Source organism: Aeoliella straminimaris (assembly GCF_024054565.1).
Classification (GTDB): Bacteria; Planctomycetota; Planctomycetia; order Pirellulales; family Lacipirellulaceae; genus Aeoliella; species Aeoliella straminimaris.
The window spans coordinates 225,205-251,684 of record NZ_JAMXLR010000051.1; the positions used below are offsets into that span (position 1 = coordinate 225,205).

General features: G+C 60.0%; 22 protein-coding genes. 8 read left to right on the plus strand and 14 right to left on the minus strand.

The window, feature by feature from the left end; genetic code table 11:
* Positions 1 to 2: 2 nt before the first annotated feature.
* On the minus strand, positions 3 to 1,001 hold the full coding sequence (gene fbp / locus NG895_RS14675) for a class 1 fructose-bisphosphatase (protein ID WP_252853263.1): 999 nt from the start codon (positions 999 to 1,001) through the stop codon (positions 3 to 5).
* Between the two features lie 317 nt (positions 1,002 to 1,318).
* Between fbp and NG895_RS14680 the strand changes: the two genes are divergently transcribed.
* A complete protein-coding gene (locus NG895_RS14680) occupies positions 1,319 to 2,260 on the plus strand; it encodes an SHD1 domain-containing protein (protein WP_252853264.1) in 942 nt (313 codons plus the stop codon).
* A 383-nt stretch (positions 2,261 to 2,643) separates the two neighbouring features.
* On the opposite strand, the gene NG895_RS14685 is transcribed toward NG895_RS14680, so the two are convergent.
* A complete protein-coding gene (locus NG895_RS14685; protein WP_252853265.1) occupies positions 2,644 to 3,024 on the minus strand; it encodes a hypothetical protein in 381 nt (126 codons plus the stop codon).
* The gene (locus NG895_RS14690; RefSeq protein WP_252853266.1) at positions 3,021 to 3,254 is read right to left on the minus strand and encodes a hypothetical protein; all 234 of its coding nucleotides are present in this window, start codon (positions 3,252 to 3,254) and stop codon (positions 3,021 to 3,023) included. Before NG895_RS14690 ends, NG895_RS14685 begins: the two co-directional genes overlap by 4 nt.
* Positions 3,255 to 3,512: 258 nt before the next feature.
* Here NG895_RS14690 and NG895_RS14695 point away from each other — a divergent pair, with 258 nt between their 5' ends.
* The 5 genes from NG895_RS14695 (at position 3,513) to NG895_RS14715 (ending at position 9,567) form a co-directional block, all read left to right on the plus strand.
* Complete coding sequence (locus tag NG895_RS14695) at positions 3,513 to 5,138, plus strand: DUF1549 domain-containing protein (protein ID WP_252853267.1); 1,626 nt, start codon at positions 3,513 to 3,515, stop codon at positions 5,136 to 5,138.
* 81 nt (positions 5,139 to 5,219) lie between these two features.
* On the plus strand, positions 5,220 to 6,521 hold the full coding sequence (locus NG895_RS14700; protein WP_252853268.1) for a DUF1501 domain-containing protein: 1,302 nt from the start codon (positions 5,220 to 5,222) through the stop codon (positions 6,519 to 6,521).
* Between the two features lie 219 nt (positions 6,522 to 6,740).
* Entirely contained in the window at positions 6,741 to 7,271 is a 531-nt protein-coding gene (locus NG895_RS14705) for an ATP-dependent zinc protease family protein (protein WP_252853269.1), read from the plus strand.
* On the plus strand, positions 7,268 to 8,473 hold the full coding sequence (locus NG895_RS14710; RefSeq protein WP_252853270.1) for a RimK family alpha-L-glutamate ligase: 1,206 nt from the start codon (positions 7,268 to 7,270) through the stop codon (positions 8,471 to 8,473). The genes NG895_RS14705 and NG895_RS14710 overlap by 4 nt, the downstream gene beginning before the upstream one ends.
* Entirely contained in the window at positions 8,473 to 9,567 is a 1,095-nt protein-coding gene (locus tag NG895_RS14715) for a succinylglutamate desuccinylase/aspartoacylase family protein (protein ID WP_252853271.1), read from the plus strand. Before NG895_RS14710 ends, NG895_RS14715 begins: the two co-directional genes overlap by 1 nt.
* Before the next feature lie 439 nt (positions 9,568 to 10,006).
* Here the strand turns inward: NG895_RS14715 and NG895_RS14720 are convergent, their stop codons facing one another.
* The 6 genes from NG895_RS14720 to NG895_RS14745 form a co-directional block, all read right to left on the minus strand.
* Positions 10,007 to 11,710: a hypothetical protein gene (locus NG895_RS14720; RefSeq protein WP_252853272.1), complete on the minus strand. Its 1,704-nt coding sequence runs from the start codon at positions 11,708 to 11,710 to the stop codon at positions 10,007 to 10,009.
* Between the two features lie 341 nt (positions 11,711 to 12,051).
* Positions 12,052 to 12,879, minus strand: coding sequence for a hypothetical protein (locus NG895_RS14725; protein ID WP_252853273.1), 828 nt, complete (start codon positions 12,877 to 12,879; stop codon positions 12,052 to 12,054).
* 140 nt (positions 12,880 to 13,019) lie between these two features.
* Entirely contained in the window at positions 13,020 to 13,712 is a 693-nt protein-coding gene (locus NG895_RS14730) for a hypothetical protein (protein WP_252853274.1), read from the minus strand.
* Positions 13,713 to 13,750: 38 nt separating this feature from the next.
* Entirely contained in the window at positions 13,751 to 14,425 is a 675-nt protein-coding gene (locus NG895_RS14735) for a hypothetical protein (protein WP_252853275.1), read from the minus strand.
* Complete coding sequence (locus tag NG895_RS14740; RefSeq protein WP_252853276.1) at positions 14,422 to 15,042, minus strand: hypothetical protein; 621 nt, start codon at positions 15,040 to 15,042, stop codon at positions 14,422 to 14,424. The genes NG895_RS14735 and NG895_RS14740 overlap by 4 nt, the downstream gene beginning before the upstream one ends.
* A complete protein-coding gene (locus NG895_RS14745) occupies positions 15,039 to 15,695 on the minus strand; it encodes a hypothetical protein (protein ID WP_252853277.1) in 657 nt (218 codons plus the stop codon). The genes NG895_RS14740 and NG895_RS14745 overlap by 4 nt, the downstream gene beginning before the upstream one ends.
* A 103-nt stretch (positions 15,696 to 15,798) precedes the next feature.
* Here NG895_RS14745 and NG895_RS14750 point away from each other — a divergent pair, with 103 nt between their 5' ends.
* Positions 15,799 to 17,088 carry an ATP-dependent 6-phosphofructokinase gene (locus tag NG895_RS14750; protein WP_252853278.1) on the plus strand — a complete coding sequence of 430 codons (1,290 nt, stop codon included), beginning with the start codon at positions 15,799 to 15,801 and terminating at the stop codon, positions 17,086 to 17,088.
* Between the two features lie 313 nt (positions 17,089 to 17,401).
* On the opposite strand, the gene NG895_RS14755 is transcribed toward NG895_RS14750, so the two are convergent.
* The 5 genes from NG895_RS14755 to trhA form a co-directional block, all read right to left on the minus strand.
* Positions 17,402 to 17,902, minus strand: coding sequence for an SMI1/KNR4 family protein (locus tag NG895_RS14755; RefSeq protein WP_252853279.1), 501 nt, complete (start codon positions 17,900 to 17,902; stop codon positions 17,402 to 17,404).
* A gap of 99 nt (positions 17,903 to 18,001) precedes the next feature.
* Complete coding sequence (locus NG895_RS14760) at positions 18,002 to 18,640, minus strand: hypothetical protein (protein WP_252853280.1); 639 nt, start codon at positions 18,638 to 18,640, stop codon at positions 18,002 to 18,004.
* A gap of 514 nt (positions 18,641 to 19,154) precedes the next feature.
* Positions 19,155 to 20,579: a DUF1593 domain-containing protein gene (locus tag NG895_RS14765; RefSeq protein WP_252853281.1), complete on the minus strand. Its 1,425-nt coding sequence runs from the start codon at positions 20,577 to 20,579 to the stop codon at positions 19,155 to 19,157.
* A 100-nt stretch (positions 20,580 to 20,679) separates the two neighbouring features.
* A complete protein-coding gene (locus NG895_RS14770; RefSeq protein WP_252853282.1) occupies positions 20,680 to 22,110 on the minus strand; it encodes a pectate lyase family protein in 1,431 nt (476 codons plus the stop codon).
* A 2,339-nt stretch (positions 22,111 to 24,449) separates the two neighbouring features.
* Positions 24,450 to 25,127 (minus strand): PAQR family membrane homeostasis protein TrhA, encoded by a 678-nt coding sequence (trhA, locus tag NG895_RS14775; RefSeq protein ID WP_252853283.1) that lies wholly within the window; start codon positions 25,125 to 25,127, stop codon positions 24,450 to 24,452.
* Between the two features lie 346 nt (positions 25,128 to 25,473).
* Here trhA and NG895_RS14780 point away from each other — a divergent pair, with 346 nt between their 5' ends.
* Positions 25,474 to 26,460: a serine/threonine protein kinase gene (locus tag NG895_RS14780; RefSeq protein WP_252853284.1), complete on the plus strand. Its 987-nt coding sequence runs from the start codon at positions 25,474 to 25,476 to the stop codon at positions 26,458 to 26,460.
* The last annotated feature ends 20 nt before the right edge of the window (positions 26,461 to 26,480 follow it).

Genomic DNA, 26,480 nt, shown 5'->3' on the forward strand with positions numbered 1-26,480 from the left:
AGCTATTTGAGGAACGTGGCCATCTCTTCTACGTTCTTGCGACTGCCGATGACCAGCGATGTTCGATCGTGAATGGCCTTGGGCTGGATCTCGACGATCCGCTGCCCTTCACCGCAGATGGCCATGCCGCCTGCCTGCTCGGCGATGAACGCCAGCGGGTTGCACTCGTACATCAGTCGCAGCTTGCCCCCGGGGTGGGCTTCGGTGGGGGGATAGAGGAAAATGCCACCCTTGATCAGGATGCGATGGAAGTCGGCCACCAACGAGCCGACGTACCGCGACGAAAAGCCGCCACCCTCCGGGTCCTTCGACCACTCCAAGTACTTTTGATACGACTCGGGGAAGCGATGCAGGTAGGCCTCGTTAACCGAGTAGGTTCGCGAGTACTCGGGCATCTTGATGTTCTCGCGCGTCAGCAGGTACGCACCGAACTGTGGATCGAGGGTAAACTGGTGCACGCCATTGCCGCAGGTGTAAACCAGCACCGTCGACGAACCGTACAGCACATACCCTCCCGCCACCTGCTCGACACCTTTCTGCAGCACGCTCTTCTCCACGCCAATCACCTCGGGCGGGTTGCGGAAGATGGTGAAAATGGTGCCGACCGACACGTTGACATCGATGTTCGACGAACCATCGAGCGGATCGAACATGATGATGTACGAATCCTCGGGATCGACGTCCTGCAACACGCGGGGGTCGTTATCTTCTTCCGAGGCGATGATGCCGACGTTGCCGCGGTAGCCGAGTGTCCGTTTCAGGGCTTCGTTGGCAATGATGTCGAGCTTCTTGACGTCCTCGCCCTGGACGTTCACCGAACCTTCATCGCCCCACACGTCGATCAGCCCAGCCCGACGGACGTACGAGGCAATCATCTTCGTGGCCAGTGTGATGCCCGACATCAGCCACGAGAACTGGCCCGAGGCACTGGGAAACCGTTGCTGCTGCTCCTGCAGGTGTTGCCCAAAGGTAACGTACTCTCCATCGCGTTTGATCGGCATGTCGGGGCCTCCTGCGGTTGAACTGATTGGGAGTTGGCTGATCAAATATAGCAGCAATTTGGCGAAAAGCAGCGAAGTTCGCCCTTCGCAGGATGGGCCTGGCGAGTCTCGGCTTACGCAGACTCATCAGGTGGAAAAAGGACGAAGGACGAAGTGCCCAATGACCAGCGATCTCGCCGTCGATCCCACCACCTGACTCGGTCGTGGACACCGGAGGGTGCTTTTGCCGCTACCCGCTGGGAATCGTTTGCAATCGGCCCGGATTCTCACGACAATAGAGGGTCTTGCTACCACTCCCGCTCTAGGACCCCTCGACGATGAAGCCTGCCACACTCCTAGTTGTCGCTGTCATGACGCTTGCCGCCGCCAGTTCGGCCACAGCCGGCAAGGTGCGCACCTGGACCGATGCATCCAGCAAGTACACCATCGACGCCAGCCTGGTGGCGTTCAACGAGTCGGACGTGGTGCTCGAGCGGGCTTCCGACAAGCAATTGGGCACCGTGCCGATCGACAAGCTTTCGGAGCAGGACAAAGAGTACCTGAAGACCAAGGAAGCGGTCGATTCGGCCAAGGAACTCACGGACGCCATGCAGCGATGGAAGCTAAGCAATGGCATGGAAGTGGTCGGCCGCCTGGTCGATTTCGGCCGCAAGGAGATCGTCCTGCGACGCAGTCGCGGCACCATGTACGTTAACGATCGAGCGTACCAGAACCTGCCGCCCATCTATCAGAAGATCATTCCGCTCATCGTCCGCCACGCCGGCAACAAGGTCGATGATGCCGACATGCTGGAGACGTGGCTCTCCTCGCGGGGAGGACGGCCCCAGACGTTCACCGTCGACGGCGTGGTGCTCGAATTGGAGAACGGCGACGAGTACGGCATTCCCTTCTTCCTGTTCAGCCCACAGGACCTCGAAGTCCTGCAGCCCGGCTGGGAAACGTGGCTGGCGGCCCATGAGAAGCAAGACTACGCCGCCCGCCAGCACGAGGCGCTGCGTCTGCAGACCGAGGCCGCCGAGTACCAGCGTCAACGCGACGCGCAGGATCGCCGTCGCATCGCCGAGTTGCAACTCGGCCTCACCGCCGTCGAAGCCGGCGTGACCAGCATGTGGGAAGTCACGCTGTACCCCCAGCCCGGCAACCCCGGCCCACCACTCTGGGTGACCGGCTTCGCCCGCAACAGCCGCGACGCATCGTACCAGGCGATGGCGAAGCATCCGGGATATGTTGTGGGGCCAGTGCGGCGGATTAGTAATTGAATGACGAATGACGAAGTACCCAATGACGATTGGGGACTGAGTGTATAAAGCCGCGACCGTTGGTCGCGCGGGAAGTGGCCCGCGAATCTGAGCGAATGGGGGAAGCTCTGCATCAGATCGTTCCCCGAAGGGGTTTCACATCGTAGCCTGGGGTAAGTGCGGGCGAGGTACGAGCCCAAACGCCACCCCAGGTGACTTGGCAACGCTATCCAGCGGTCGAGGAGAAGATTCTCCATAAGCCGGCGTGTGACCGAGACCGCAACTCGGCCGCGGTGTACTAAATCGAATACCTCTTACGCGCAACCTTCGCAGCGCTCGCGATAGGCTTCGGTGGTGGAGGTGGCTTCGATGAGAGGCATGACTAGAGAGAGTTAGTGGATCCCCTAACCCGATACGTCCTCCAGCTTCAATTGAAGTCGCTGAATCATCTCGTCGAAGATTCGATCGACCAGCGCCTCCGGCTCGTAGCCAGGCTCGTTTCGCCACAGTCTGTGATTCCAGCCGCGCAGTACGACTGGATCACTTGGATTGTGATAATGGTTTGAAACTCCGTAGAGGAAGCAAATCCGCCGCCGCCATGCGAACCAGGGATCTCCACATCGCGTGATATTGCCAAAGTCCAAATCGCGCAGGCTATCCAACTTCGGCAGCCTGCGCTCTACGAAGTCCACGGCGATCGAATCAACTGTGTCCGGACAGGTGAGTCGCCAATGAAAGTTTGGCGTGATTCGCTTCAGCAAGTGAATCCAGAGAAGCCGCTTCATTGCGAACTACGCGCGCCGGCGCGGGCTTTGGCGAGCCGCATGATGTGCTCGACCTTCATGAAGTGGTCCAGATCGGAAGACTCTTCGGCAGTCAGCCCAGTCGTTTTCTCCTTGTGGATCAGGTCCGCCACGTAGTCCTTCGTCGCTTGCGAAGACTCAAACCGCGCAACCGACTCCGGAGTAGTGCCGGCGGCAATGAATTCAACGATTTCGTCGTAGGCTCGGATCATGCGTTAATTATAGCATTGGGCGTCCATAGAAACCAATATTCGCTTGAACTGGAAAGAATGCTCAAAAACATCATCGAGCCCTCACAATGATCACCCCGCCCCGCCAGCAACCAAAGCCACCCCCGCGCCACCCAAAAAACCCGCCAAATTTCCCCGCGAAACCACGACTGGACCTCTGGGGTTTGATAGTCTGTACTCAAATGGGCGGACCCGATTGTTCCTAACCGCACCCTCGCTTTTCCTGTGGGGAATCTCGCTATGTTCCGCGATTTCGTTGCCCTGGCTTGTGCTGCGCTGGTGGGGTCGTTCGCCGACGCAGCACCCAACGTTCAGCGTGTGGCCAGGCAAGTCGACCAGTTGCTGGCCGAGGAGCTGTTCGACGACTCCACGGATCTCGCGCCGCCGGTCGACGATGCGACGTTCCTTCGCCGGGTGTGGCTCGATGTGGTGGGAGACATTCCCTCGCCCGAGCATACCACGGCCTTCCTCCTGGAACCCTCACCCGACAAGCGCAATCGGGTGATTCGCGACCTCTTGGCCAGCGAGCAATACGGGCAGAACTGGGCGCGGTACTGGCGGGACGTGATCCTGTCGCGGCGTATCGAAGACCGGGCGGTGATTGTCTCCAACCCGCTGGTCACTATGCTGACCGAGGAGCTCAACCGTGGCACCGGCTGGGACGAAGTCGCCCAGAAGTTCATTACCGCCACCGGCGACGTGCGGGAGGATGGCGCGACAGCCATTCTGATGGCGCAGGACGGTGTGACCGAAGACAGCACGGCCGAGTTCTCGCGAATCTTCCTCGGCATCCAGATTCAGTGCGCGCAGTGCCACGACCATCCTTACGATCGCTGGAAGCGCGAGCAGTTTCACGAACTGGCGGCGTTCTTTCCCCGCACAGCGGTGCGGCCGGTGAACTCGGCCACCAAGCGGAGCTTTCAGGTGATCGCCAACAACGGCCGCGATGTCCGCCGGGGCAATAACAACAACCTCAACCGCCGTGGCGCGGCCGAACACTACATGCCCGACCTCGACGATCCGTCGGCGATCGGGGAGCGGATGCAGCCAAAGTTCTTCCTGACCGGCGCCCAGCTGCCCATCGGCACCCGCGACGCCCAGCGGCGGGAGGCGGTTGCCGAGTGGATGACCGAGAGCCCCTGGTTTGCCACGGCCTACGTCAATCGCATGTGGGCCGAACTGGTGGGCGAAGGATTCTACGAGCCGGTCGACGACATGGGCCCCGACCGCACGCCGAACGGCGCGAAGGCGGTGGAGTACCTGTCGCAGGAGTTCGCCGCCAGCGGTTACGATCCCAAATGGCTGATGCGAGTGATCCTCAGCACCGAAGCATACGGGCGCGAGTGCCGCCCCCGCCGCTTGCCCGACGAGCCGGCCTTCACGGCCAATGTGGCCCAGCCGCTGCGGGGCGATCAACTGTTTAACTCGCTGCTCACCACGCTGGAACTGGACGAAGCGACCATTCGCTCGATGGTCACGGGCGGCGGCGGCCGGGTGTACGGCGGTCAAACCTCGCCGCGGGACGGGTTCAACGTGGCATTTGGCTTCGATCCCTCGGCCCCGCGGGAGACGATCACCAGCAGCATTCCCCAATCGCTGGCGATGATGAACCAGCCGCAAATCAACCGCTCGCTATCGGCCGGCAGCTGGCGACGCCCCACCTCGCTCGGCAAGCTGATCGCCAGCGTCGAGGACGACGACATGCTGACCAGCGAACTGTTCCTGCGGACCCTGTGCCGGGAGCCGACCGACGAGGAACTCGAGCAGGTGCACACCTACGCCAAGTCGGTGGACAATCGCACCGAGACGTACGAAGACCTGTTGTGGTCGCTGATTAACTCGACGGAATATGCTTATAGGAAATGACCGAGGTCGAATGAACAATGATCAATGCGATTGGTCATTGGGTATTTGGTCGTTCGTCATTCACTTTTCGGAGCCCCCGCAATGCTTTACCGCCTTCAACATCACATCCGCGCCACGGCCAATCGACATGGCATTACTTCGCGGAGGGACTTCCTGCGTGCCGTGGGCGTGGCTGGGGCCGCGGTAGGTGCGGTGAGTTGGACCGACGCCATCGCCCTGGCGGCCGACGATCTGCGGAAGCGCAACAAGGCGTGCATCCTGCTGTGGATGGCGGGCGGACCGAGCCAGTTTGAGACCTTCAGTCCCAAGCCCGACCATGCCAACGGGGGCGAGACCAAGGCCATCTCCACCGCGGTATCGGGCATTCAGATTGCCGAAAACCTGCCCCGCGTGGCCGACGTGATGGACGAGATCGCCATCATCCGCTCGATGACCAGCAAGGAAGGCAGCCACCCGCGGGCCAGTTTCTACATGCACCACGGCTATCTGCCGATGGGTGGGGTGAAGTTCCCCACGCTCGGCTCGAACGTCGCCCATCAGATTGGCGATGCGGCCTGCGAACTGCCGAGCTTCGTGCGGATTGGCGGCCGCGGGCAGGGCTCCGGCAATGCGGGGTTCCTGGGCGTCGATTACGATCCGCTGATCCTGCAGAACGCCGACCGCCCGCCGGCCAACAGCGAGCCGACCACCAGCCGCGATCGCTACACTCGTCGGCTGGGCCTGTTGCAGAGCCTGGATAACGACTTTGCGGCGGCCGAGGGAACCGACCTGGTGCACGACCATCGCAAGCTGGTCGACGCGGCCAGCGAGATGATCCTCAGCCCCAAAATGGAGGCCTTCGACATCGAGCGCGAGTCGTCCGCCATGCGCGACGCGTATGGCCGGACCAACTTTGGCTCGAGTTGCCTGATGGCGCGGCGATTGATCGAGCGCGGCGTGACGTTCGTCGAGGTAAACGTCGGCGGCTGGGACACGCACGACAACAACTTCGAGCGAGTGGCCAACCTCACCGGACAAATCGATCAGCCAATGGCGCAACTGATTGCCGACCTGCGTCAACGCGGCATGCTGGACGACACGCTGGTGGTCTGGATGGGCGAGTTCGGCCGCACGCCCAAGATCAACGGTCGCAACGGCCGCGACCACTACCCACGGGCGTTCAACGTCGCCCTGGCCGGCGGGGGCGTGCGGGGCGGGCAGGTGATTGGCGAGACCAACGCGGCCGGCACCGACGTGACGGAGCGCCCCGTGCAGGTGAAGGATCTGTTCGCTAGCATCTACACGCTGCTGGGCATCGACCCGAGCCACGAGAACATGAGCCTCATCGGCCGTCCCATCCAACTGGTGGACGAAGGCGAAGCGGTCGAGGAGTTGTGGTCGTAGAACGACCAAACAGTGTCACGGCTGGAAGCTCGAATACCCAAGCCCCCGCACTCGCCAACTCTTAACACGCTCCACACGCGATTCTTCCGTCGTTAATCCTCCTACTGAATGACATTTACGATGTTGCGGTCTTTTAAGGGGCTCGACGCGCATGCTGTTTTTGCGCGATAATCATGGGGTGTTTGGCATCGTCCTGCAAACCCCTGCGATCCCAGAATCTTGAAAAAGCCCGATCCCAAATCTCTTCCTGTCATTGGCTGGCGCGAATGGGTCTCCCTGCCGGACTTGGGAGTGGATAAGGTCAAGGCGAAGATCGACACAGGGGCTCGCTCCAGTAGCCTGCACGCCTTCGATATGGTGGTGTTCGAGCGGGACGGCAAGCCTTTTGTCCGCTTTAAGGTCCACCCCATCCAGCGGAGCAGCCGGGAAACCATCGAGGTGGAAGCCCCCGTGCTCGAATTCCGCAAGGTCCGCAGCTCCAGCGGCCACGCCAAGAAACGGCCGGTGATCGTCACCACGGTCGAGGCGCTCGGCACCTCGTGGCCCATCGAATTGACGCTCGCCAACCGCGACGAGATGGGATTTCGCATGCTGCTGGGACGCGAAGCCGTGCGGGGGCGAATGCTGGTGGACGCTGGCGCCTCGTATTTCGGAGGCAAGCCGGCGCAGGCCAAACGCAAATCGGTTAAGAAGAAAAAAAAGAAACTCGCGAAGCCTTCGGGCAAAGATCGGAAAGAGAAAAATTCATGAAGCTCGGCATCCTCTCACGCAGCCGTAACTGCTATAGCACTCGCCGCCTCCGCGAAGCGGCCGAGCAGCGTGGCCACCAGGCTAAGGTGCTCGACACGCTGAAGTTCGCCATCGATCTGGAGGAGGGCGAGCCCGACCTGTACTTCCGGCAGAAGCACCTGAGCCACTACGACGCGGTGCTGCCGCGGATCGGCGCGTCGATCACCTACTTCGGCACCGCCGTGGTGCGACAGTTCGAGCAGATGGACGTGTTCGCCGCCAATTCGTCGGCTGGCATCGCCAACTCTCGCGACAAGCTCCGCTCGCTGCAGATCCTCAGCAAGCATCAGATCGGCATCCCCCAGACGACGTTCGTCCGCGACAAGAAGGACGTGCTGCCGGCCATCGAACGCGTGGGCGGCGCACCGGTCATCATCAAACTGCTCGAAGGCACCCAGGGCGTGGGCGTGATCCTGGCCGACTCGGTGAAAATTGCCGAGGCCATCATCGAGACGCTGCAGTCCGCCCGGCAAAGTGTGCTGGTGCAAAAGTTCGTCGCCGAAAGCAAAGGTCGCGACGTGCGGGCGTTCGTGGTCGGCGACCGTGTGATTGCCGCCATGCGGCGCGTTGCACAGGGGCAGGAGTTCCGCAGCAACGTCCATCGTGGCGGGCGGACGGAGGTGGTTGAGCTAGACGACACCTACGCCGCCACCGCCGTGCGGGCCGCGCAGATCATGGGCCTCCGCATCGCCGGTGTCGACATGCTGGAGAGCAACAGCGGTCCGCAAATCATGGAAGTGAACTCGTCGCCCGGGCTCGAAGGCATCGAGACCTGCACGCAGCTCGACATTGCCGGCGCGGTGATCGACTACATTGCCGCCCAGGTCGACTTCCCCGAAATCGATCTCCGCCAGCGACTCACGGTGAGCACCGGCTACGGCGTGACCGAAATCCACATTCCCGATGGCTCGGAGTACATCGGCAAGACCGTGCAGGAGTCGGGCTTGCGGGAAAAGGACATCAACGCGCTGACGCTCTATCGCGGCACTACCGTGATACCCAACCCACGAGCCGACCGGCAACTCGAAGCGGGCGACCGGCTGTTGTGCTTTGGTAAGCTAGAACGTATGCGGGACATGGTGCCCGAGAAGACCAGGCGGCGGCGACGACCGAAGATCAAAGACTTGCCGCCACAGGAAGACCACCACGAAGAGAACTCGTAATGAAGCGGGCACTTGAAGCGAAGTCCGTAGGTGACTGGAACGGCCAACGCATCGCGCCGGGCGAAGCCCGCGATATCCGCTTGGCCGTTTCCGAAAGCTACAGCGGCATGACGGTCCGCATCCCGATCCATGTCCGCCGCAGTCACAACGACGGACCAACCGTGTTCGTCACGGCCGCCCTGCATGGCGACGAGATCAATGGCACCGGCGCCATTCGGCAACTGATTCAGGACGAGCACTTGGAGCTCACCAGCGGAGCCTTGGTGCTGGTGCCGGTGCTGAACCTGCTGGGCTTCGACCGCCACTCGCGGTACCTGCCCGACCGGCGCGACCTGAACCGCTCGTTCCCGGGCTCGCCCGAGGGGAGCCTGGCAAGCCGCATGGCGCGGACTATCTTCGACGAAATCGTCGCCCGCGGCGACTACGGCATCGACCTGCACACCGCCGCCGCGCGACGGACCAATTACCCAAACGTCCGCGGCGATCTGTCGAATCCCGAAGTGCTGCGCATCGCCGAGGCGTTCGGCTGCGACTTCATCATCAACGGCAAAGGTCCTGCGGGCGCGTTCCGCCGCGAGGCGTCCGCCGCCGGCCGCCCGAGCATCATCCTCGAAGGGGGCGAAGTCTGTAAAGTCGAGCCGGCCATCGTCGAAACGGCCGTGCGAGGCGTCCGCAACGTGCTGGCCGAGCTCGGCATGATCGAGGACCCGCCCGAGCGGCCCGACTACCAGGTGACCATCGAGAAGACCAAGTGGGTGCGTGCCGAACGGGGCGGCTTCTTGCAGTTCCACGTCCAGCCGGGCGAGATGATCGAGCAGGACCAGCCACTAGCCACCAACACCAACCTGCTGGGCCACGAGCGGAGCGTGCTCACGGCACCATTCGATGCGGTGGTGATCGGGATGACGACGCTACCAGCCGTGAGCCCCGGCGAATCGGTCTGCCATCTCGGCCAACTGCCCAAAGGCACCCGCGCCAAACGGATCGCCAAACACCGCGCGGCAGAAGACAGCCTGGAAGGCCGCCTGGTGGAAGAATTGGGCACCAACGTCATGGTGGTCGAGTGGGAAGACGAAGTCGAAAGCGACGACTAACGTTTTCACTTTACCCTTCCAATCGTGCCATCCTTTCACCCTCCCCCCGGGAGGGTCGCGGTCTCAGCCGCGGGGAGGGTGCGGAGCCAAGAACACCTAAGCATCAGCCATCGCTATGAAGCTGCGTCCGTTGGGCGGGCCTGGATTTCAGCCACAGATGAACACCGATTGGCACGGATGCGGGTGTTCTCGTCCACCACCACCCAGCTCCGAAGGAGCGAAATAGGATAGCCCAGGGTAAGTGGAGGCGAGGAACGAGCCAAACGCCGCCCTGGGTTTAATAGGTGAATGTCTCGGCGGTCGAGGAACAGATTCTCCATCCGCCGGAGCGTGGCCGAGACCGCAATGGGCCGCAGTTTGCACTTGGGATAGCGTTGGTCCTGCGCACCCTCCCCGCGGCAAATGCAGCCGCGACCCTCCCAGAGGCAGGGTAAATACACTACTCAACCGAGCCTTCCTCACACCCGAGCGCCGTCTTCACATCGCTCAGCTTCTCTCGGAGTAGCGCGATCTGCTTTTCGAACGACTTCTCGTCCGTATCGACGCGTTTGATGATCCGCTCGCCGCCCGAGATGATGGTCTTGGCGGTGGTGCGGATCGAGTCGAGGTTCGCCGCGCGTTTTTCGATTTCCAGTACCGCGCGGTCGATCGTCTCGAAGTCGACTTTTTGCGATTCGGTGCTGCCTGCCTGGCGGACCGAGATCGCGCGGGCGGTGACCATCGCGGCGCGGAGCCAGAGGTCGGTCGAAGGGTCCTCGGGATCCCAGACGCAGACGATGTCGCTGCCGAAGTGCTGGAAGGTTTCGATGCCGGTGGGCGCCAGGCGGCGGGAAAAGACGAACAGGCCGATACCCGCGTCGCGGTTCTTGCGAGCGATCTCCAGTTCCTCGCGAGCGGAGGCCAACGTGTAGCCGCCGTGCTGTTTGGCTTCGACCACGATTCTCTCGCCGGCCGCCACACAACTGGGGCCAAGCTCCACAACGCAGTCGCCCTTCTTGCAGTTCTTGATCAGGCCGGTCGTCGCGCCGGTGGGCGTCACAATGTCGCCGGCGTGCTGGGCCTCGCGGGCGACGAACTCGTAAACCGCGTCTTCGAACACCTCGCCATGCCGAGTGGAACGCTCGGCCTCTTTGCGGGCGGTGGTGATCTCGGCCAGGGCCACTTTCACCTGCTGCTGGAACTCGACGTTCTTCTTGTCGGCCTCGGCCAACAGTTCGTGCAGTTCCTTCTTCAAGCGGTAGAGCGGCGAGCCATCTTCGTCGAGCGTCAGGTTCTTGTGAATCGCCCCCTGCGTGGCTTCGAGCATCTCCTTCAGCCGCGACAAGGCAGAGGTGTTGTTGTCGAGCGAGAATTCGCTGGTGATGGTCTTCTGCGCGCGATCGACATTCTGCACCAACCGGCTGAGGGCCGAGCCGTCGTCGTCGAGCGAGAACTCCTTGACCACCTCGTCGATCTTTTCCTTCAGGTCCTTGGTCAGGTCGCCATGCTTGGTGTTGAGCTCGGCAACCAGCCGCGCCAATGCGCCCTCGCGATTGTCGAGCGAGAACTCTTTCAGCACCTTCTCGCTCTGCTGGGTGAGTTGCCCTTCGACGGCCTGACGCAGCGCGGCCAGCAGGCCCTCGGACTGCGCGGGGTCGAGCATCTTCATCAGCGGGCTTTCACGGCCGACGTGCGTGAGCATGGTGCGGGCGAGGTTTGAATTCTCGCCGTCGATCTGGTCTCGCATCAGCTTCGCGAGCTCACCATCCTGCGAGACCAAACGCCCCACGCGTTCGTTAAACCGCCCGTCGCTGGGATCGAAATACTCCTTGAGCGTGCGATTGAGCTGCTCGCCGGTGTTTTTGGAATAGTGCTCGAGTGTCTGCGAAAGCGTGCCCAATAGCTGCGAGGTCTCGCGGCGTAACAGATCGGCGTCGAGTCGGGTGTTGGCGTGCCGCAGCGCCATGACACCGATTCGCAGGGCGTCGAGGGCAAACGTGTTGCGGGTTCCAAGTTCCTCCTGCTCCAGCAAGGCTTCGATCACTTCGCGGTCGCGGACCACCAGTTCCAGCGGCAATTCACGCGGCAACTCGCCATCGCGGGCAGACTTGGGCAGGCGGAACAGCAGCGGTTCGGTGGAAGAATCGGTCGACGAGCTGGCCACGACGGGTCTCCTTACTCGGGCGCATGAAGTGTACGTCTGTCAATATCGCGAATCGCCAGCGGAATGGCAAGTCGCTTGACTCGCAAGCCAGGAGAAATCGCCGCGGAACTAGGCAAGATATGCAAGTCACATGGCCGCGTACCCGTCATTCCGAAAACTTACCCAGCGTAGCGGTTGACGCCGCAACACTGGGTTGAACGACGCTATCCCTTCGGGATAGAACGACTCGACTCTTCATGGTGCCGAAGCCATTGTGCCTCCCAGCGAAGGGTTGCGGCGCAGCCGCTACCCGGGTCGGCTCAAACCCGCGGCTTCCGTCGCGGGCTGGGGACGCTTTGCCCTCACTCCTTCACCGGCACCCAGGCTTCGCCGATTTCGTCAGTGGGTTGCTTGGCGACCATGTGACGTTTGGCGGCCATCGTGGGCGGCTGGGGTTGGGCGAGAGCGATCGACACGATGCGGCGAGTGCTGCCCCACACTTGGGGTTGGTCGAACCACAGGATCTGCCGCTCGCCGCGAGCCCAGCAGCGGACTTCCAACTGGCCGGCGGTCCAATCGTCGGGCACTCGAAACACCACCGACAGGGTGTGCTGCCCTTCGAGTGTGGTTTGCGACGACGGACGCAGCTGGAAGAACGCGCCGTGGCTCTCGTTGATGGTGCCGCTGACCACGATGGGACGCTTGGGTGGCAAGCGGCTAGTCGTCTTTGTCTCGGCGGTACGATCTTTCGAACCGCCCGAGATACTGGGGGTTACCTGGGCCACCACATCGCCAATAGGCATGGGCGACTGGCCACCCAGGCTGGCTTCGAAGGTTCTCGCTTTCTCCGTGGTGGTGGTGACTTGAATATCGCCGGCGTGTTCGCTGCCGAGCGTGGTTTGCGGCGCAAAGTCGTGCACCACCAATCCAGACATCCGGCCGTCGATCTCGATGGCAATCTCGTCGACCCCGCCCGCGTTGCCCTTCAGGATTCGAGCAGAAACGGGCACGGTGACTTCAATCAATCGCGCAGCGCTGGGCTGCACCGCTTCGACTACATGGTGGGCTACTAGCTGCTTGGGCAAATCGAATTGCACCACAGGGGGTTCACCCGCCAGCGCGGAACTGGCTGATACCCAAAGAAGAGGTAACAGCGCACGCCGCAACCGCGCGCCAGCAATCGGCATCATCGTCTGTCCTCCATTCCACCACGTGTTTCCATTCGAAAAGCATGCAGCCGAGAAAATCCTAAAAAGGCCGGAAGCGCCAGCACATTGGAAGCACCATCCGGGCTAACGCTTCCGGCTCACCACTTCTGCTGCAACTAAGATTACGCGCGCGGTGGCCAAAAGGTTCGCGCCGCGGGCGGTGCTAGCAGTAACTCGTCGGATCTTGCGGCAACCTGCTGGCGGAATTCCGGCAACAGTTCGCCGAAGCTTTCGGGCAAACCTGGCAAGCGCACGCGATTCATCACCTGGCCCAAGCGAAACAATAGCAAACGGTCTTCGGCATAGTCGGCCACGAACTCGAGCTCCACAAACTTGTCGATGAACTCGGCCAGCCGCCCCACGGTCTTGCCGCTGAAGCCCTCGATCTGCGCGGCGACCCACCCGGCGTCGGCCTCGGACATGCGCTGGTAGTAATGGCCGAGGCGAGCTTCGTTCTGTTGCACCAATACGTCGTCCAGCAGCAGCTCGACCAGCACGTGGGCGAGGAAGCTCGCGCGAAGGTCGGTGCGTTCGCTGCAGTGCGCGACAATCCGGCGACTGAACTGCATGTTGAGCTCGACGAACGCCCTGGTCTCGTGAAACCAGCGATCGTCGTCATGATGCTGCGCAACACCTCGCGCGAGCGCGGCCACCCTCGGATCGGTGTCGTCGAACGAAGGCTCCACGTGCTTGGTGCGACACTTGGTCCGCCGCGCCGCCACGCCCAACCAGTCGGGCACGGCCAATCCGGCAAGCCAATAGGGATCGCAGTCGTCGCGATCGATCCAACGATGAGCGTGGGTGAAGTAGTTCAAAACGAATGCGGACTCTCGATTGCGGAATGATGGGCGACCTACGTGTCGCCGGAGGCGGGTACGCTACTACCACTTTCGCGTTCGATGCGACGCGCGTAAACCCACACCGCGAATTTGCCACCCAGATACGCTAGCAGCAGCGCCCACAGCGAATTGCCGACCGCGACAAACTCTTGAATTCCGGGAAAGTAGCGGGCGACGACATTCCCTTGCCGGGCACCAAACGGCCGGGTGCCAAACGGCTGGGTATAGGGCGAGGTGGTCGAAGAGTCGGACATGAAATCGGGCAGCGGGGGCGATGAACCTCCATAGTAGATGGATGCCGCTTCCGGTTCCGATTGGTGCCGCCGGCGGACTCGCTCGCCCGTCGAAGGATCGACTATCCACTCGGTGGCCATCTGTCCGTGCAGCCATTGCATCAACTGCGTGGTGGGCAGGGCGCGAAGGTAGTTATCGTCGTCATAGGTATGCACAGCGTAGGTAAACCCGACCGCCACCACCGTGAATCCGATGGCGAAGGCCTGCCGCCGCCCGCGATCGACGAATGCGCACACGGCCATCACACCACAGACCAATAGCGCCACCGTGGTAACCACTCCGGCCAGCAGTGGGGAAGCAAATTTGAGCGCCGCCCAGGCAACGGCCAGCAGCACTATGAACACCAGCAGTTGGCGAAGCGACGGACGCCGCGATCCGGGTGAAGTTTCTGTCATAACGGCTGACCTTCGCTGTTGATGCCTTGCTGCGATACGCGTCGCTGGTAAACCCACACGGCGAACCTGCCACCCAGGTAGGCCAAGGCCAGCGTCCAGCCGACATCGAGAATGCTGGCGAATTCCACCTTGCCTGGAAGTTCGACCTCGCGAAGTATTTCGGGGCTAAAGGGCGAGGAGAATGGCATGGATGGAAAGGACGAACTCAGCTCGACTTCGGCCCTGGGACCTTCCCGATTGTCGCGGCCGGCGGTAGGTCCCAGGATCGTGGCCGTCTCCGGGTCGTAGTCGTAAGGCACCGCCACGCGTTGGTGCGCCCAATCGGCAAAGGCGTCGGTGGGCAGCAGATTGCCGGGACCACGCCCCGTCTGCCAACTGGCAACCCAAAAGAGCAGACCCCAGATGACAAACCCGATGGCAAACGCCTGCCACCGGCCACGCCCGACGAGGGCGAGGATGGTCATCGTCGCCATGACGAGCAGCACCGCCGTGGTGCACAAATCTGCCAACAGGGGAGTCGCGGACTTCAATGCCACGCAGATCACGGCCAGCAGCACCACAACCACCAGCAGTTCGCGAAGTGATAAACGCCATAGTCCAGCAGGACGTTCTGTCATGTCGGGCTCCCCCCGGCAACGTTCTCTTCGCGGGCTATGCGACGCGCGAAGATCCACACGGCGAACTTGCCGCCGAGATAGCCCAGCAGGATGGCCCACAAACAGTGGCCGACCGCCAGGAAGTGCTCGGGAACGGGGAGGCCTTTGTAGATGAGTCCGCCTCCACTCCAATTGGGCGGCACTTGATCTTGCGGAACATTGCCCTGTCCGTACGCGGGAGGGTAATTCGGTGCGGTTTGCTCGACCACGCGTCCTGTCTCCCACTCGACCATGTACGTGCCATTGACTCGATGCCACGCCGCGTACAAAGCCCTCGAGGTGAGCAGGAACCCCTTGTCGGTTAGCACGGGATCGACACCCATCACCTGATCCCAGCTGTCCTCCAAAGTTGTCTCCGGTTGCTGAGTCCACAACACGGCGTACGCGAGCATCGCGATCAGCGCCCCGGCGGCCGCGGTTTGGCGAGATCCTCTCTCGGCGACGGCAACGATTGCCAGCACGATCGTCAGGGCGATCGTCAAGCCAAAAACGGCGATCGCCCAACCTTCTGAAGCGTTCAAGAGCGATGCAAACGCCACCGCCACAAAGGCAATGATCCCCAGCAGCTCACGCAGCGAAATACCGGGTAATCGACTTCGCCATCCAGTTGCCATGCGGTTGTTTCCCCTGTTTGCCCGTCCGCCCACGCTCCCCATGCCACCGGATCGTTGGTATCCTGTTCGGCGTAGGCTACCCGGCGCATTGCGAGACCCCACCATGCTAACACAATCCGACCTGACGATCCCCACACTTGGCGAGCGGCGTTACGATTCACCGCTATTACACGACGGCGTGCATACCCGGTTTATGCCCGACGAGTCCCGGGTGCTGTACGACATCGACTACTTGCAAGGGGAAAACGTCGCCGAGATCGGCTTCGAGAAGGCCGGCGCGCGCGAGCAGGTGTATTTCAACGCCAAGAAGAGCAAGGCCGCCATCGTCACTTGCGGCGGGCTGTGCCCCGGGCTCAACAACGTGGTGCGGAACCTGTACTACCAGCTTCACAGCAGCTACGGTGTGCCCACGGTGCTGGGCATCCGCTATGGCTACAAGGGGCTGAACCCCAACGAGGGCATTCCCCCCATCGAACTGACCCCTGCGCTGGTCGAGCCCATCCATCACCAGGGGGGCACCATCCTGGGCACGTCGCGAGGCCCACAAGACCCCGCGGTGACGGTCGACTTCCTGCATCACGAGGGAGTCAATATGCTGTTCTGCATCGGTGGCGACGGTACCCAGAAGGGCGCGCACGCCATTGCCCAGGAAGTGGCGCGGCGAGGCTTCGACATTGCCGTGGTGGGCATTCCCAAGACCATCGATAACGACATCAAGTTTTGCTACCGCACGTTTGGCTTTGTGACGGCCGTGTCCGAAGCGGAAAAGGTGATCGACTGTGCCCACATTGAAGCCAAAAGCGTGCCCAACGGCGTGGGGCTGGTGAAGTTGATGGGCCGCGAAGCGGGATTCATCGCCGCGGCCGCCACCATCGCCAGCGGCGAAGTGAACTTCACGCTGATACCCGAGGTGCCGTTCGAACTGGAGGGCGACAAAGGACTCCTCGCACAACTCGAGCGCCGCCTGGCGGTCCGCGATCACGCGGTAATCGTGGTGGCCGAGGGCGCGGGGCAGCATTTGCTCGCCAGGCATGGCGACGAGTTCGACAAGTCGGGCAATCGCAAGCTGGGCGACATTGGCGTGTTTCTCAAGGCACAGATCAACGCCCATTTTGCCGGACGCAACCTGCCAGTGGGCGTCAAGTACTTCGACCCCAGCTACAACATTCGCAGCGTGCCGGCGGGCGCCGCCGACAGCCTGCTATGCGAACAACTCTCCCGCCAGGCCGCCCACGCCGCGATGGCCGGCAAGACCGACCTGTTCATCGGCCTCTGGCAAAACCACACGGTGCACGTGCCCCTGGCAATCAGCACCGGGCAGATCAAACGCATCGACCCCGAACAAGAAATGTGGACCACCGTGCTGGCCATCACCGGCCAGCAGAAGTGGTAAGCCGCGGCGGCCTCCCCCCTCAGCCCCGGAGCCGCTAAACCCACCTGGGCCACATGGCCTTGAGTAGCTTGCCGTACATGCGGGCAAAAATGCTTTGGCGTGGCACTCTTGAGGACCCTTACTTGGGATGCTGATTAGCCGAGGTAATGGACACCTCAGCGGATTCGGACTTTAGCCAACAGACAGAGGTTGGGCACACCGCGGTCAGTTGAGGGCTGCCGACGAATTCCATAACATCTAAAATCACCCGGTCGCGACGAGAGATTTTCCAGTCTCAAAACGCCCGGCTTCGCGACTCGGGTGCATTTTTTTGCTATCCGACGTCGAGGCGATCATTGACCATTCGATCGTAGAGATCATTCAGGAAATCATCGAAATGTCGATGCACGATTTCCCGATCGGAAGTCTCGTGATCATACCACAAGACAGAGCCAATCGGCACTTTTCCAGTGGTTTCGGAAGCGACGCACAAATAGTCACCTCCCCCATTGGATAAAAAGGGAATCCAGCAAGGTCTCCAGAAATCATCATCCCATTGATCGAAGATAGCAACGTCTGAGTGTGTTTGATGTATCGCCGCAATCTCGGTGAGGGTCATGAATGTCAGATTCTCGACCAGTGGCTCAAACGACGCCGAATTCTGACCATCGTGCCAAAGGTAAAACGATCGCAAGCCCTCGGGCAAGGTGATGCCGACCGCTGTGCGGAGGGCGCTGAATAGGTATTGTTGAGCGGGAGGGTTCAACAGCGCGTGATAGTCCGGCCTATTTGCTGCGAGCCTAGTCTCAATCTTGTCGAGGATCGAGTTGTCCATTTGGCTCTCTTCTCGGATAACGACAGCGGTAACGGGGCCGCCACCAAAAACTATGATTTCAAAGTCCCGCGTTATCGGCGGCTCTCTTTCTCCGCTGTGTTACTTGCCTCTTGCTTCGATTGATCGGCAGAAATCATCCACGGATTTGTCGGCTTTACGAAATGCGTTCAAGGTATCCTGCCCAAACTGTTTAGTGGCATCTGGCTCTTTTAGCGCGGGTACGTCAGCTGGCAGGTCGAGGTTGAGTTGTGTAACACTGGGCGGTGTAGCCTCCATGTCGATTAGGAATACGCGTCCTTTGGATGAATCGTATTCTGTGTCGGAGATCGAAATGCTTTCTGTTTCAATGGATTCGGTCCCATCTTTCAGGACGACGTCGTACTCGACCGTGCATTCATTCCCGAAGGTGTTGATGGTATGAAACGTATTAGCGGTTGACCCGCTGCTGCCGCCTTCAGTCTTCACCCGGGCGTTCGGTCGATCGTGATTGAAGACCAAGAAATACGCGACTCTCTTGGATTGTCCTGGTGGTGTAACCGTCGCAAACGCAATTCCCGGTTGGTCGTCTATGACGACTACGTTGCCGTTGGATATCGATAGGCCATCACTTATCGAGCTGCCTTCGCCCATGATCAGATGGTCAGGCTTCGATGGAGCGTTGATGGAATTCGGTTGGCTTCCGGTGCAGCCAACCAGTACCGTAACGCCCGCGATGAGACTCCGTGTTAGGTAGTGCATGATTGGCATCTCGCGTACTAAGGCAAATAACTTAGTTATAGGAACTTTCTGCCTATCACCTGTAGACCGCAAATGTGCGGCCTAACGCGCAGGCTGGGAATCCCCGTAACTGAAATCATAGCTGAGGGTTGCGCGGTTGTCGCCCCGTTTTCTGCGTGATAGGCCGCCCCTGCCTAGCGCTCATCGAGGCCAAACTCGCAGCGGATGTCACAACCGCTGTCAGATACGGGACTTCCGAAGACGCCGAGGATGGGCACTCCGCTGCTGCCAAGAAATCTGCGAAACTGCACGAGGTGTGTCTTTGAAGAGGACACCTCTGTCAGTTGCCATCGGACGCAACTCACTGGTGTTGGTCCAGCTTCGGCGCCGTGGCCGGAGTCGAATCTGAGCGAAGTGATGAGTACCGACGGCAGTTGCAGAGCCCCAAGAACTGCGCTGAATACAAACCACTCGGGTGTTCTCCGGGGCCACCCGAGTGGGCCTTCCTGATACCCCGGCCTTTGGCTGTGTTTGATCATTCAATGTTGCATACGATGCGCTGGTATCGAACAAGCGGCGGCGTCCCAACGTCAGTAACTTCGAGAACGATGTGAATCTGTTTGCCGGGCTCGTTGGGGACGACCAAGCTGGCCTCTTGCTGGCCCGCATTGTCGATGTCTACCCGGGATGCCACCGAGTCGGCTTCCTCGTACTGCCACCAGCGATACGTCAATGCGTCCCCGTCGGGGTCGCTGGTTCCGGCAGCGCTCAGCGAAACAGCCTCGCCCGGTTTGACCTCCAAGTCGGCGTCGTGGGCCAGTTTGACATCGGGCGGATGGTTGGCTTCGTCGTAAGGCTTCACGCACCAATCGGCTCGTGCCGCAAAATCTTGCTGAATCACATCGATCCAGCGCCATTGAGGTTTGAGGTAGGCAGCCAGTTCCGGATCTTTGGTGGTCTCGCGTTTTGCACGTCTGCGACCCCATGCCGAACTGCCATACCAACGACCCTTGGGATACTCGTAGCCACGCTCGACAACAGGATCGAGCCACGTGTTCTCGCGGACTTTGGTAAATCGACCGCCCCAGCCGCCCCAGTCGGGTGACTCGTCACTGCGCAGACCGGTCGGAATCACGTGCAAGAATGCGGGCGAGTCTCCTTCGGACCGGAAACGTCCATCATCGTGTGCTTTGTACAGATCCAGCAGCGGCCCATGGTTTTGCAAGGCGTTCTCGTTCATCCACTTTGCGGAAAAGTATCGCTGCACTTCCTGGGGTACGGCCTTCCGCTGGCTTTCATAGGCAAAGGCGATGAACTGGTCGGAGATGATCGTCGGAATGTTGAACCTGCCCCATCGCGGCCGAATGTATTTCTGGTAGGTGTCATCTTGCTCCCAAATGAGATAGAAGCGGATCTTCTTTGCCACCTCGGCCATCTTATCCGGATGCTCCTCCTCAATCGTTTTCAGCGCCCGCGCGATAGTGTTGGGTCCGCCCCACGCCTGCAACCAGATGGGTCGACTGTCGGACTCGTCCAGCAGGACTTTGACGATCAACTGTGAGCCCACCGTTTCTTCATCCATGTCGCCTTCCGATTTGACGTTGCCGAGCACTATGATGGACTTTAGATAGTCCGGTGTGGGATAGTCGGGGTCGTGCTGGATGAGGTTGGGATAGACTTTTTCATAAGCCTCCAGAAGCGGTTCAATCCAATCATCGCCCGCCCACTTGTGCCCCTGCCAGTGATACTGCGAACTCGATGTCACGATGCCCTCGACGTCGAACTCATTCGCGTACAACAGGAACCGCACCATCGAGCATTCGTCGTCGATCTCCCCATCGGTCGTGACGATGACCCGGGGTTTGTCGGAGACGGCGTCAATTTGCTGCGCGGATGCGAAGGTGGTCAGGCAGGCTAGGATTATCGAGGGAATCAGGCGTGAAGGATGTATAGTGTTCATTTTGCGTGTTTCCAAAGTGAATAGTCGTGGGATAAGCTTCCAGCAAGTCGCTTGGCAATTACCGCTTCATAGAATGGAAGCCTGTGACACCCCGATGGTTTCACTGGCTAAAAGCCGATGCCGCATCAGTTACCAATCCGTTCACGTACTCTTCGATGTTAGTATAGCCATCATCGTCGCGGTCTTCTGTCGCGTCCGAAGCGTCGTCGGGGTTCAGGTCGTGTGCTTTCTCCCAGTCGTCAGGCATGCCGTCTTCATCGGTGTCCGCCGGCGGTTCTGCTGACTTCAACTTAGGCCAACCGCCGACATCGTTCGGCGTCGTGATGATGCCGCTGGCACCAAACGTTGCCGTGCCGGTGCGAACTTCTTCGACGATGCGGGCGTCAATCGAATCGCGATTGGGAAACGAGCAACCTGCGTGGACGAGGACTGCTTCGTAAGCCTCCTCCGCTGACTGCTGCTTGATCGGCATTGCGTCCCACGGCTCGGTCAGTCTTTTGAACCGATTGCCCTTCACACCCAGCCAGTTGTCCGTGGTTACCTTGGGAAAACCATGGACATGGTTGCGTGCCACGTGCCAACTGCCTGAATCCCCCTCGCACCTCGACGAAGGCTTCGCGACGTGATCCTTCACTTCACTTCGCGTGGCCGGGCCGGGTTTGTAGTAGTTGGCAAGCATGTTGATCGTCGAATGTTCGATGAGTGGATTTCTCCGGTCGCCTTTTTGGCGGGCTTCGCCGCCGTAGCAGCTTTCGTAGCCCCAGTTGTAGATCACGTTGTTGCGGTAGTCGTTGTAGCCGCAGCCCGAAGCCCAGCGCGGATTGCGACTGTCGTTGTGGGCAATCAAGTTGTGATGGTAAGTGCCGAAGTTGTTGCCCCAAATACCGCCAAAACGGTGTCCGGAATCGCCTTTTGCACACGCTTCGGAAATCAGGCACCACTGGATCGTGACGTATTCGTTATGGTACACCGACAACACTTCGTCACTGCTCCAGCTTGTGGAGACGTGATCGAGAATGATGTTCTTTTTGTAACGGCCGAAAATCGCGTCGACTTCGCGGGACACCGGATCGGGTCGCACGCGGATGTAACGAATGACGACGTCGTTGGCGTTGAGCGCCAGATCGCCTTTAAGGCAAATGCCGTCACCGGGAGCCGTCTGGCCGGCGATCGTGATGTTGTCGTTTTTGATGCTGAACCGTTTACCCTTGCTGTCGATCGTTCCTGCAACACGGAACACGACAATTCGCGGCCCCTTCGCTTCGATTGCTGCTCTCAGACTGCCCGGACCGGACTCATGCAAGTTGGTTACCGCGATCACTCGTCCACCGCGACCTCCGCGCGCCGCCGCGCCGTAGCCTTCCGCGCCGGGGAAGGCCGGCAACTCTCTGGAAAACGCCGATTCGGTTGACGCGATGGCGAGGACGACGGCGAAGAAGCTGTAGCAGAGCGTTGGCATTGGTGTTCGTGCCGATATCGAAGCGGACTCGCTCATCACATCGGCAGACTGCAAATAGTTCGTTGCTCTCATGGCGTCAGATGCTCAACAGGACAGCAAGTTCGTGAAATCTGCAATTATTGCAGCTTGTTCCGAACCGTGATTCTCCCTGTCTGCGATGCAGAATTCAACGTAAATCGATGTATCATGAGGTTGGTTTTGAGACACGCCCTACTTTGTCGTGACGTCCGTTGCCAATGCGGGCACGTCCGGCACGTCCCCCAGTGTGCCTCTGGAACCCAGCCCAGCACTGTCGGACAAGCGAGACATTGGCGCCAGAGAGTGCCAATCCAACTGCTAGGGGTGGAACTCTCGGAGCGCAATCTGACAAGTATCAAACTCGCGTCGGTTGTCACACTTCGGTCAGATTCGGGACTCCTGAAAGTGCAGAAGTTGCATCACCCGCGGCGCCTTAGCGGTTTGGCTACGGCGCAGAGGTGGCCAAGACCGACGCGCCAAAGCTCGCCACTCAAATGAGCGAGGATGTCACAACCGCTGTCAGATACGGAACTTGCGGAACCGCTGAGGTTGGGCACACCGCTCACAGTTTCGCGGCCCTGTGAAAGCTGCGTCGGCCGATGAATTCTAGGCTGGTTCCTTGGAACGTCGACCATTACGTTGCGCCACGATCAAGATCGACACTAGCAAACAGCACTCGAAGGCAATAACCGCGAAGCCATTTCCAAGGTGCACCTGGCAAGCGACGATTATCGCTACTGTCGTTGTAAGGTAAAGGAGCGAGGCGGTCCGAACCCGAAACCGCTTGAAGGGTCGCAAGAAGTAGAGTGGCGGCAGAAAGGCAAGCGAGGCAGCCCAGGCGGCTCCAAGTGCGATGAAATAGTAAGGAATTACAACATAGGAACCGCTTGCACCGGGATTGAAAGCGCGCCACCAAGGAAGAAAGTTGGGGTAGGAATCTTGCGTTGGCCTCTGAACCGAACGGAACTTCCTTTCTTCCCACGGCACACGACTGTTTGGCCAGGGAGGTCCATCCAGCGGGACGACGATCATTAAGACACCCCCATCGGATAGTGGCCCCGCATTAACGTATGCTTCTTTGGATACCTCTATCCAAGTCCCATCTTCGTAGAAATAACTACGCGGCCACATTACCAAAGACACCAATAGCACCATACAGCAGGCTGCAAAAGCAAACCAATGGAGCATCCGCAGGACACGTTGACCCATTGAATTACTCACGGCGTTAATATGCGGCGAAAACTGGAAGTGCGCTCGACCAACAGTATATCGCAACTATTGAGCGATGGCGAAAGAGCACAGAAGTGAAACACCCAAGCACCCAAGCTACATACCAAACCATCGGCTAAATCGATGCCGCCGCAGTGTAGTAGACTCCCAGCGTGCCAATAAACCCAATTGGAAAACCAAGCCACAATGGACGCCACCGGCGCAATCGAGGTGATCCCACCAAGTAGGCTCCCAGATACTTCAGAATCTCCCGAACCACGGCCCCAACGGACATCCCCGTTGAATCCCGAGGCTGTGCTTCGACACCCGAAGATGAATAAGGGTTTTCTGGCATTCTGATGGACCTTATATTCTTTGCTGTAGGCTCCTTGGCAATCTCAACTAAGTACCGCCAGCGAAGGGACCGGCTTTCTCATTTTTAGGGTTCCAGAAATCTCAATGCAAGTAAATGTGCGTCGGCGTGAAACGTCTACGCGTGTTTCGAGGCACCTACTCAAGTCGCTGAGGTTGTCACAACCGCTTTCAGCTACAAAACTTCCGAAAGCGCGTCGGCGCCGCTCTCCTTAATAGATTCGAGAAGCTCAGAACCCACCTCGCCCAGCGCGGTTTCCGGCTTGGTTCTCAAACGCTTTCGATGCCCCCCAAAGCACGTGAATCTGCCGCGTGTAAAAAAGTTACCGTAGAAATCGAATGGGGGTGTGCTCCAATGGTGCTGCAGGGTGGTGTGCACACTCGGCAAACGGGGGGCGTTGGGGCCTTGGTGTGAGGGCAATGTGAGTAGGAGAGTATGTGAGTAGGAGAGTAAGTGAGTAGGAGAGTAAGTGAGCCGATGGCGCCAGCCGTGGGTGGCGGGAGCTGATCCAGGATTTGAACCTTTCCAGAGTTTTGGGCCAACCTGGGAGTATTGGGACAACTCGCTGAGTAGCTGGGGACTACTCTCGGGGTTTTGTCCCCTCCCTCGATTGGTTTGGTCGAAGAAAACCGAGTGAAACCACTCGGGGGGTGACCAAAACCGCTCGAGTTTTGGGCCCACGGATGTAGATCACCAGCATTGGGCCCAAAAAGAAGTTGCTCCCCAACACTGCGGCGCAGCGAAAACTCGTGGCCGGAGAGGGATTGCTCGCCGGCTATCGGCTGCTGCTATGAACGATGGACGCGGGGCCCTACGCCACGGCCGCTGGCAGTACGTAGTACACCACGGCCATGTAGTGGAAGGCGGTTCCCGCGATAACGAACAAATGCCACACGGCGTGGTGGTAGCGAAGCTGTCGCCACAGGAAGAACACAACGCCCAGCGAGTAGGCTGCGCCGCCCAGGGCGATGAGCCCCATGCCGGCCGCCGGGATGACTTCCAGAATCGGCCCGATGGCCATCAGGCACGACCAGCCCATCAGCAGGTAGATGCCAACGCGAATTTTGGTGGAGTTGGTTCGCTCGGTCAGTTCGCCCACGATGCCCACCAGGGCTACGATCCACACGAACGCCAACAAGGTCCAGCCGATGGGAGTTCGCATGTTCGACAAAATGAACGGCGTGTAGCTGCCGGCGATCAGCAGGAAGATGGCCGACTGATCGTACCGTTGCCAGCGACATTTGGCGCTCTGCATGGCCTCGGGCACGGCGTGGTAAATCGTGGAAGCGGCGTACAACACCACCATCGTCAGGCCAAACACGCAAGTGCCAACCAGGTGCCAGATGTTGCCGCTCTGCCAGGCCCACATGCCTAAGAGGATCATTCCCACCGCGGCGAACAAGGCGGCCAGTCCATGGGTGATGGTGTTGGCCAGTTCCTCGAAGCCGGTGTAATCGCGGTGGCGAGTTTGTTTCAGAAGGAATGTCATTGTTTTGATCTTGAGGAAGTACCGAGGGTTGTGAAGCCTACCACGCTCGCCAGGGGGTGGCGAAACGGTTACTCGGGTTCTTCGGGGGGGAGGGAAGAACTCGATGCTATCCCTTGCACCACATTTTGGGAAACCCCCAACGCGATATAGGTGGGCGAAATCGACCACCCCGCTGCTTGCTTTTGGGCGTGTGCCAAAACCAGCCAAACGGCGGGCAGCCGCTATCGCCTGTATAAGATCAAGCGAAAGGTTGCTTGCATCGGGGCAAAGATTGGGCGAAACTTATTTTTAGACTGCTAATATCCGCATAACCGGCGACTCTTCTCATCTTTCCCGCCTTGTCCGAATGACCGTTCGTAAACTCAAATTCCTGCCCACCAAGGCAACTTTTAAGCTCGGCGAGCAACTGGGCATGGGCACGGTCGGTGTGGTGTACCGCGCGACGAGCCCCGATATCGACGAACCGGTGGCGGTGAAACTGCTGCATCCCAACGTCTCGGGCGACGAAAACATCGTCAACCGCTTCGAGCGGGAAATCATGATCATGGAGCGGTTGAATCATCCGCACATCGTGCGGCACTATGGCGGCGGCATCATGGAAGGACAGCACTTCTATGCCATGCAATTGCTCGACCATGGCTCGCTGAAGGACCGCCTCGCGAAAGGCGGCCCCCTGCCCTGGCAGATTGTGACCGTGTACACGATTCAGATCGCCTCGGCCCTGCAACATGCCCACAACCATGGAATTGTTCACCGCGACCTGAAACCGAGCAACCTGTTTTTCGATGCTGAAGGCAATCTGGTGCTGGGTGACTTCGGTATCGCGCGAGACACTCATTCGGCCGAAATCACCGATCACGGCGTCACCGTGGGCACTTATGCCTACATGGCGCCGGAGCAGATTCAGGCCGACGCGCGGATGGACTACAAGGCCGATCTCTATTCGCTGGGCTGCGTGATGTACGAGATGCTAACAGGACACCCCCCGTTCACGGGCGCGAACTTTGCCCAGGTGTGGGACCAGCATCTGCACCACCAGCCGATCGGCCTGCGTGAAAAAGGGGTCGACTGCCCGGAGTGGCTCGCGAAGATCGTGGTGCAACTGCTGGAGAAAGACCCGCACGACCGCCCCTTCAGCGCGCGAACGGTGCAAGGCTATTTGAAGCAGCACCTGACCGACGAACTTGGCGAACAACAGGCCGACGAATTGATCGAGCACCTGCCCGAAGTGCCCAAGGCGGAATACCGTCGCGATGAACCCCGCACGTGGGTACTGTGGTTGGTGCTCGGGGCGATTGCCGCGGGGTGCGCGGCGATGGTGCTGCGGTCTTAGAGCATTTTCAGAATTGGTTT

Coding starts and splice junctions, on each gene's coding strand:
- fbp (WP_252853263.1), bottom strand. CDS start 1,001: ATGCCGATCAAACGCGATGGAGAGTACGTTACCTTTGGGCAACACCTG.
- NG895_RS14680 (WP_252853264.1), top strand. CDS start 1,319: ATGAAGCCTGCCACACTCCTAGTTGTCGCTGTCATGACGCTTGCCGCC.
- NG895_RS14685 (WP_252853265.1), bottom strand. CDS start 3,024: ATGAAGCGGCTTCTCTGGATTCACTTGCTGAAGCGAATCACGCCAAAC.
- NG895_RS14690 (WP_252853266.1), bottom strand. CDS start 3,254: ATGATCCGAGCCTACGACGAAATCGTTGAATTCATTGCCGCCGGCACT.
- NG895_RS14695 (WP_252853267.1), top strand. CDS start 3,513: ATGTTCCGCGATTTCGTTGCCCTGGCTTGTGCTGCGCTGGTGGGGTCG.
- NG895_RS14700 (WP_252853268.1), top strand. CDS start 5,220: ATGCTTTACCGCCTTCAACATCACATCCGCGCCACGGCCAATCGACAT.
- NG895_RS14710 (WP_252853270.1), top strand. CDS start 7,268: ATGAAGCTCGGCATCCTCTCACGCAGCCGTAACTGCTATAGCACTCGC.
- NG895_RS14715 (WP_252853271.1), top strand. CDS start 8,473: ATGAAGCGGGCACTTGAAGCGAAGTCCGTAGGTGACTGGAACGGCCAA.
- NG895_RS14725 (WP_252853273.1), bottom strand. CDS start 12,879: ATGATGCCGATTGCTGGCGCGCGGTTGCGGCGTGCGCTGTTACCTCTT.
- NG895_RS14735 (WP_252853275.1), bottom strand. CDS start 14,425: ATGACAGAAACTTCACCCGGATCGCGGCGTCCGTCGCTTCGCCAACTG.
- NG895_RS14740 (WP_252853276.1), bottom strand. CDS start 15,042: ATGACAGAACGTCCTGCTGGACTATGGCGTTTATCACTTCGCGAACTG.
- NG895_RS14745 (WP_252853277.1), bottom strand. CDS start 15,695: ATGGCAACTGGATGGCGAAGTCGATTACCCGGTATTTCGCTGCGTGAG.
- NG895_RS14750 (WP_252853278.1), top strand. CDS start 15,799: ATGCTAACACAATCCGACCTGACGATCCCCACACTTGGCGAGCGGCGT.
- NG895_RS14755 (WP_252853279.1), bottom strand. CDS start 17,902: ATGGACAACTCGATCCTCGACAAGATTGAGACTAGGCTCGCAGCAAAT.
- NG895_RS14760 (WP_252853280.1), bottom strand. CDS start 18,640: ATGCACTACCTAACACGGAGTCTCATCGCGGGCGTTACGGTACTGGTT.
- NG895_RS14765 (WP_252853281.1), bottom strand. CDS start 20,579: ATGAACACTATACATCCTTCACGCCTGATTCCCTCGATAATCCTAGCC.
- NG895_RS14770 (WP_252853282.1), bottom strand. CDS start 22,110: ATGAGAGCAACGAACTATTTGCAGTCTGCCGATGTGATGAGCGAGTCC.
- trhA (WP_252853283.1), bottom strand. CDS start 25,127: ATGACATTCCTTCTGAAACAAACTCGCCACCGCGATTACACCGGCTTC.
- NG895_RS14780 (WP_252853284.1), top strand. CDS start 25,474: ATGACCGTTCGTAAACTCAAATTCCTGCCCACCAAGGCAACTTTTAAG.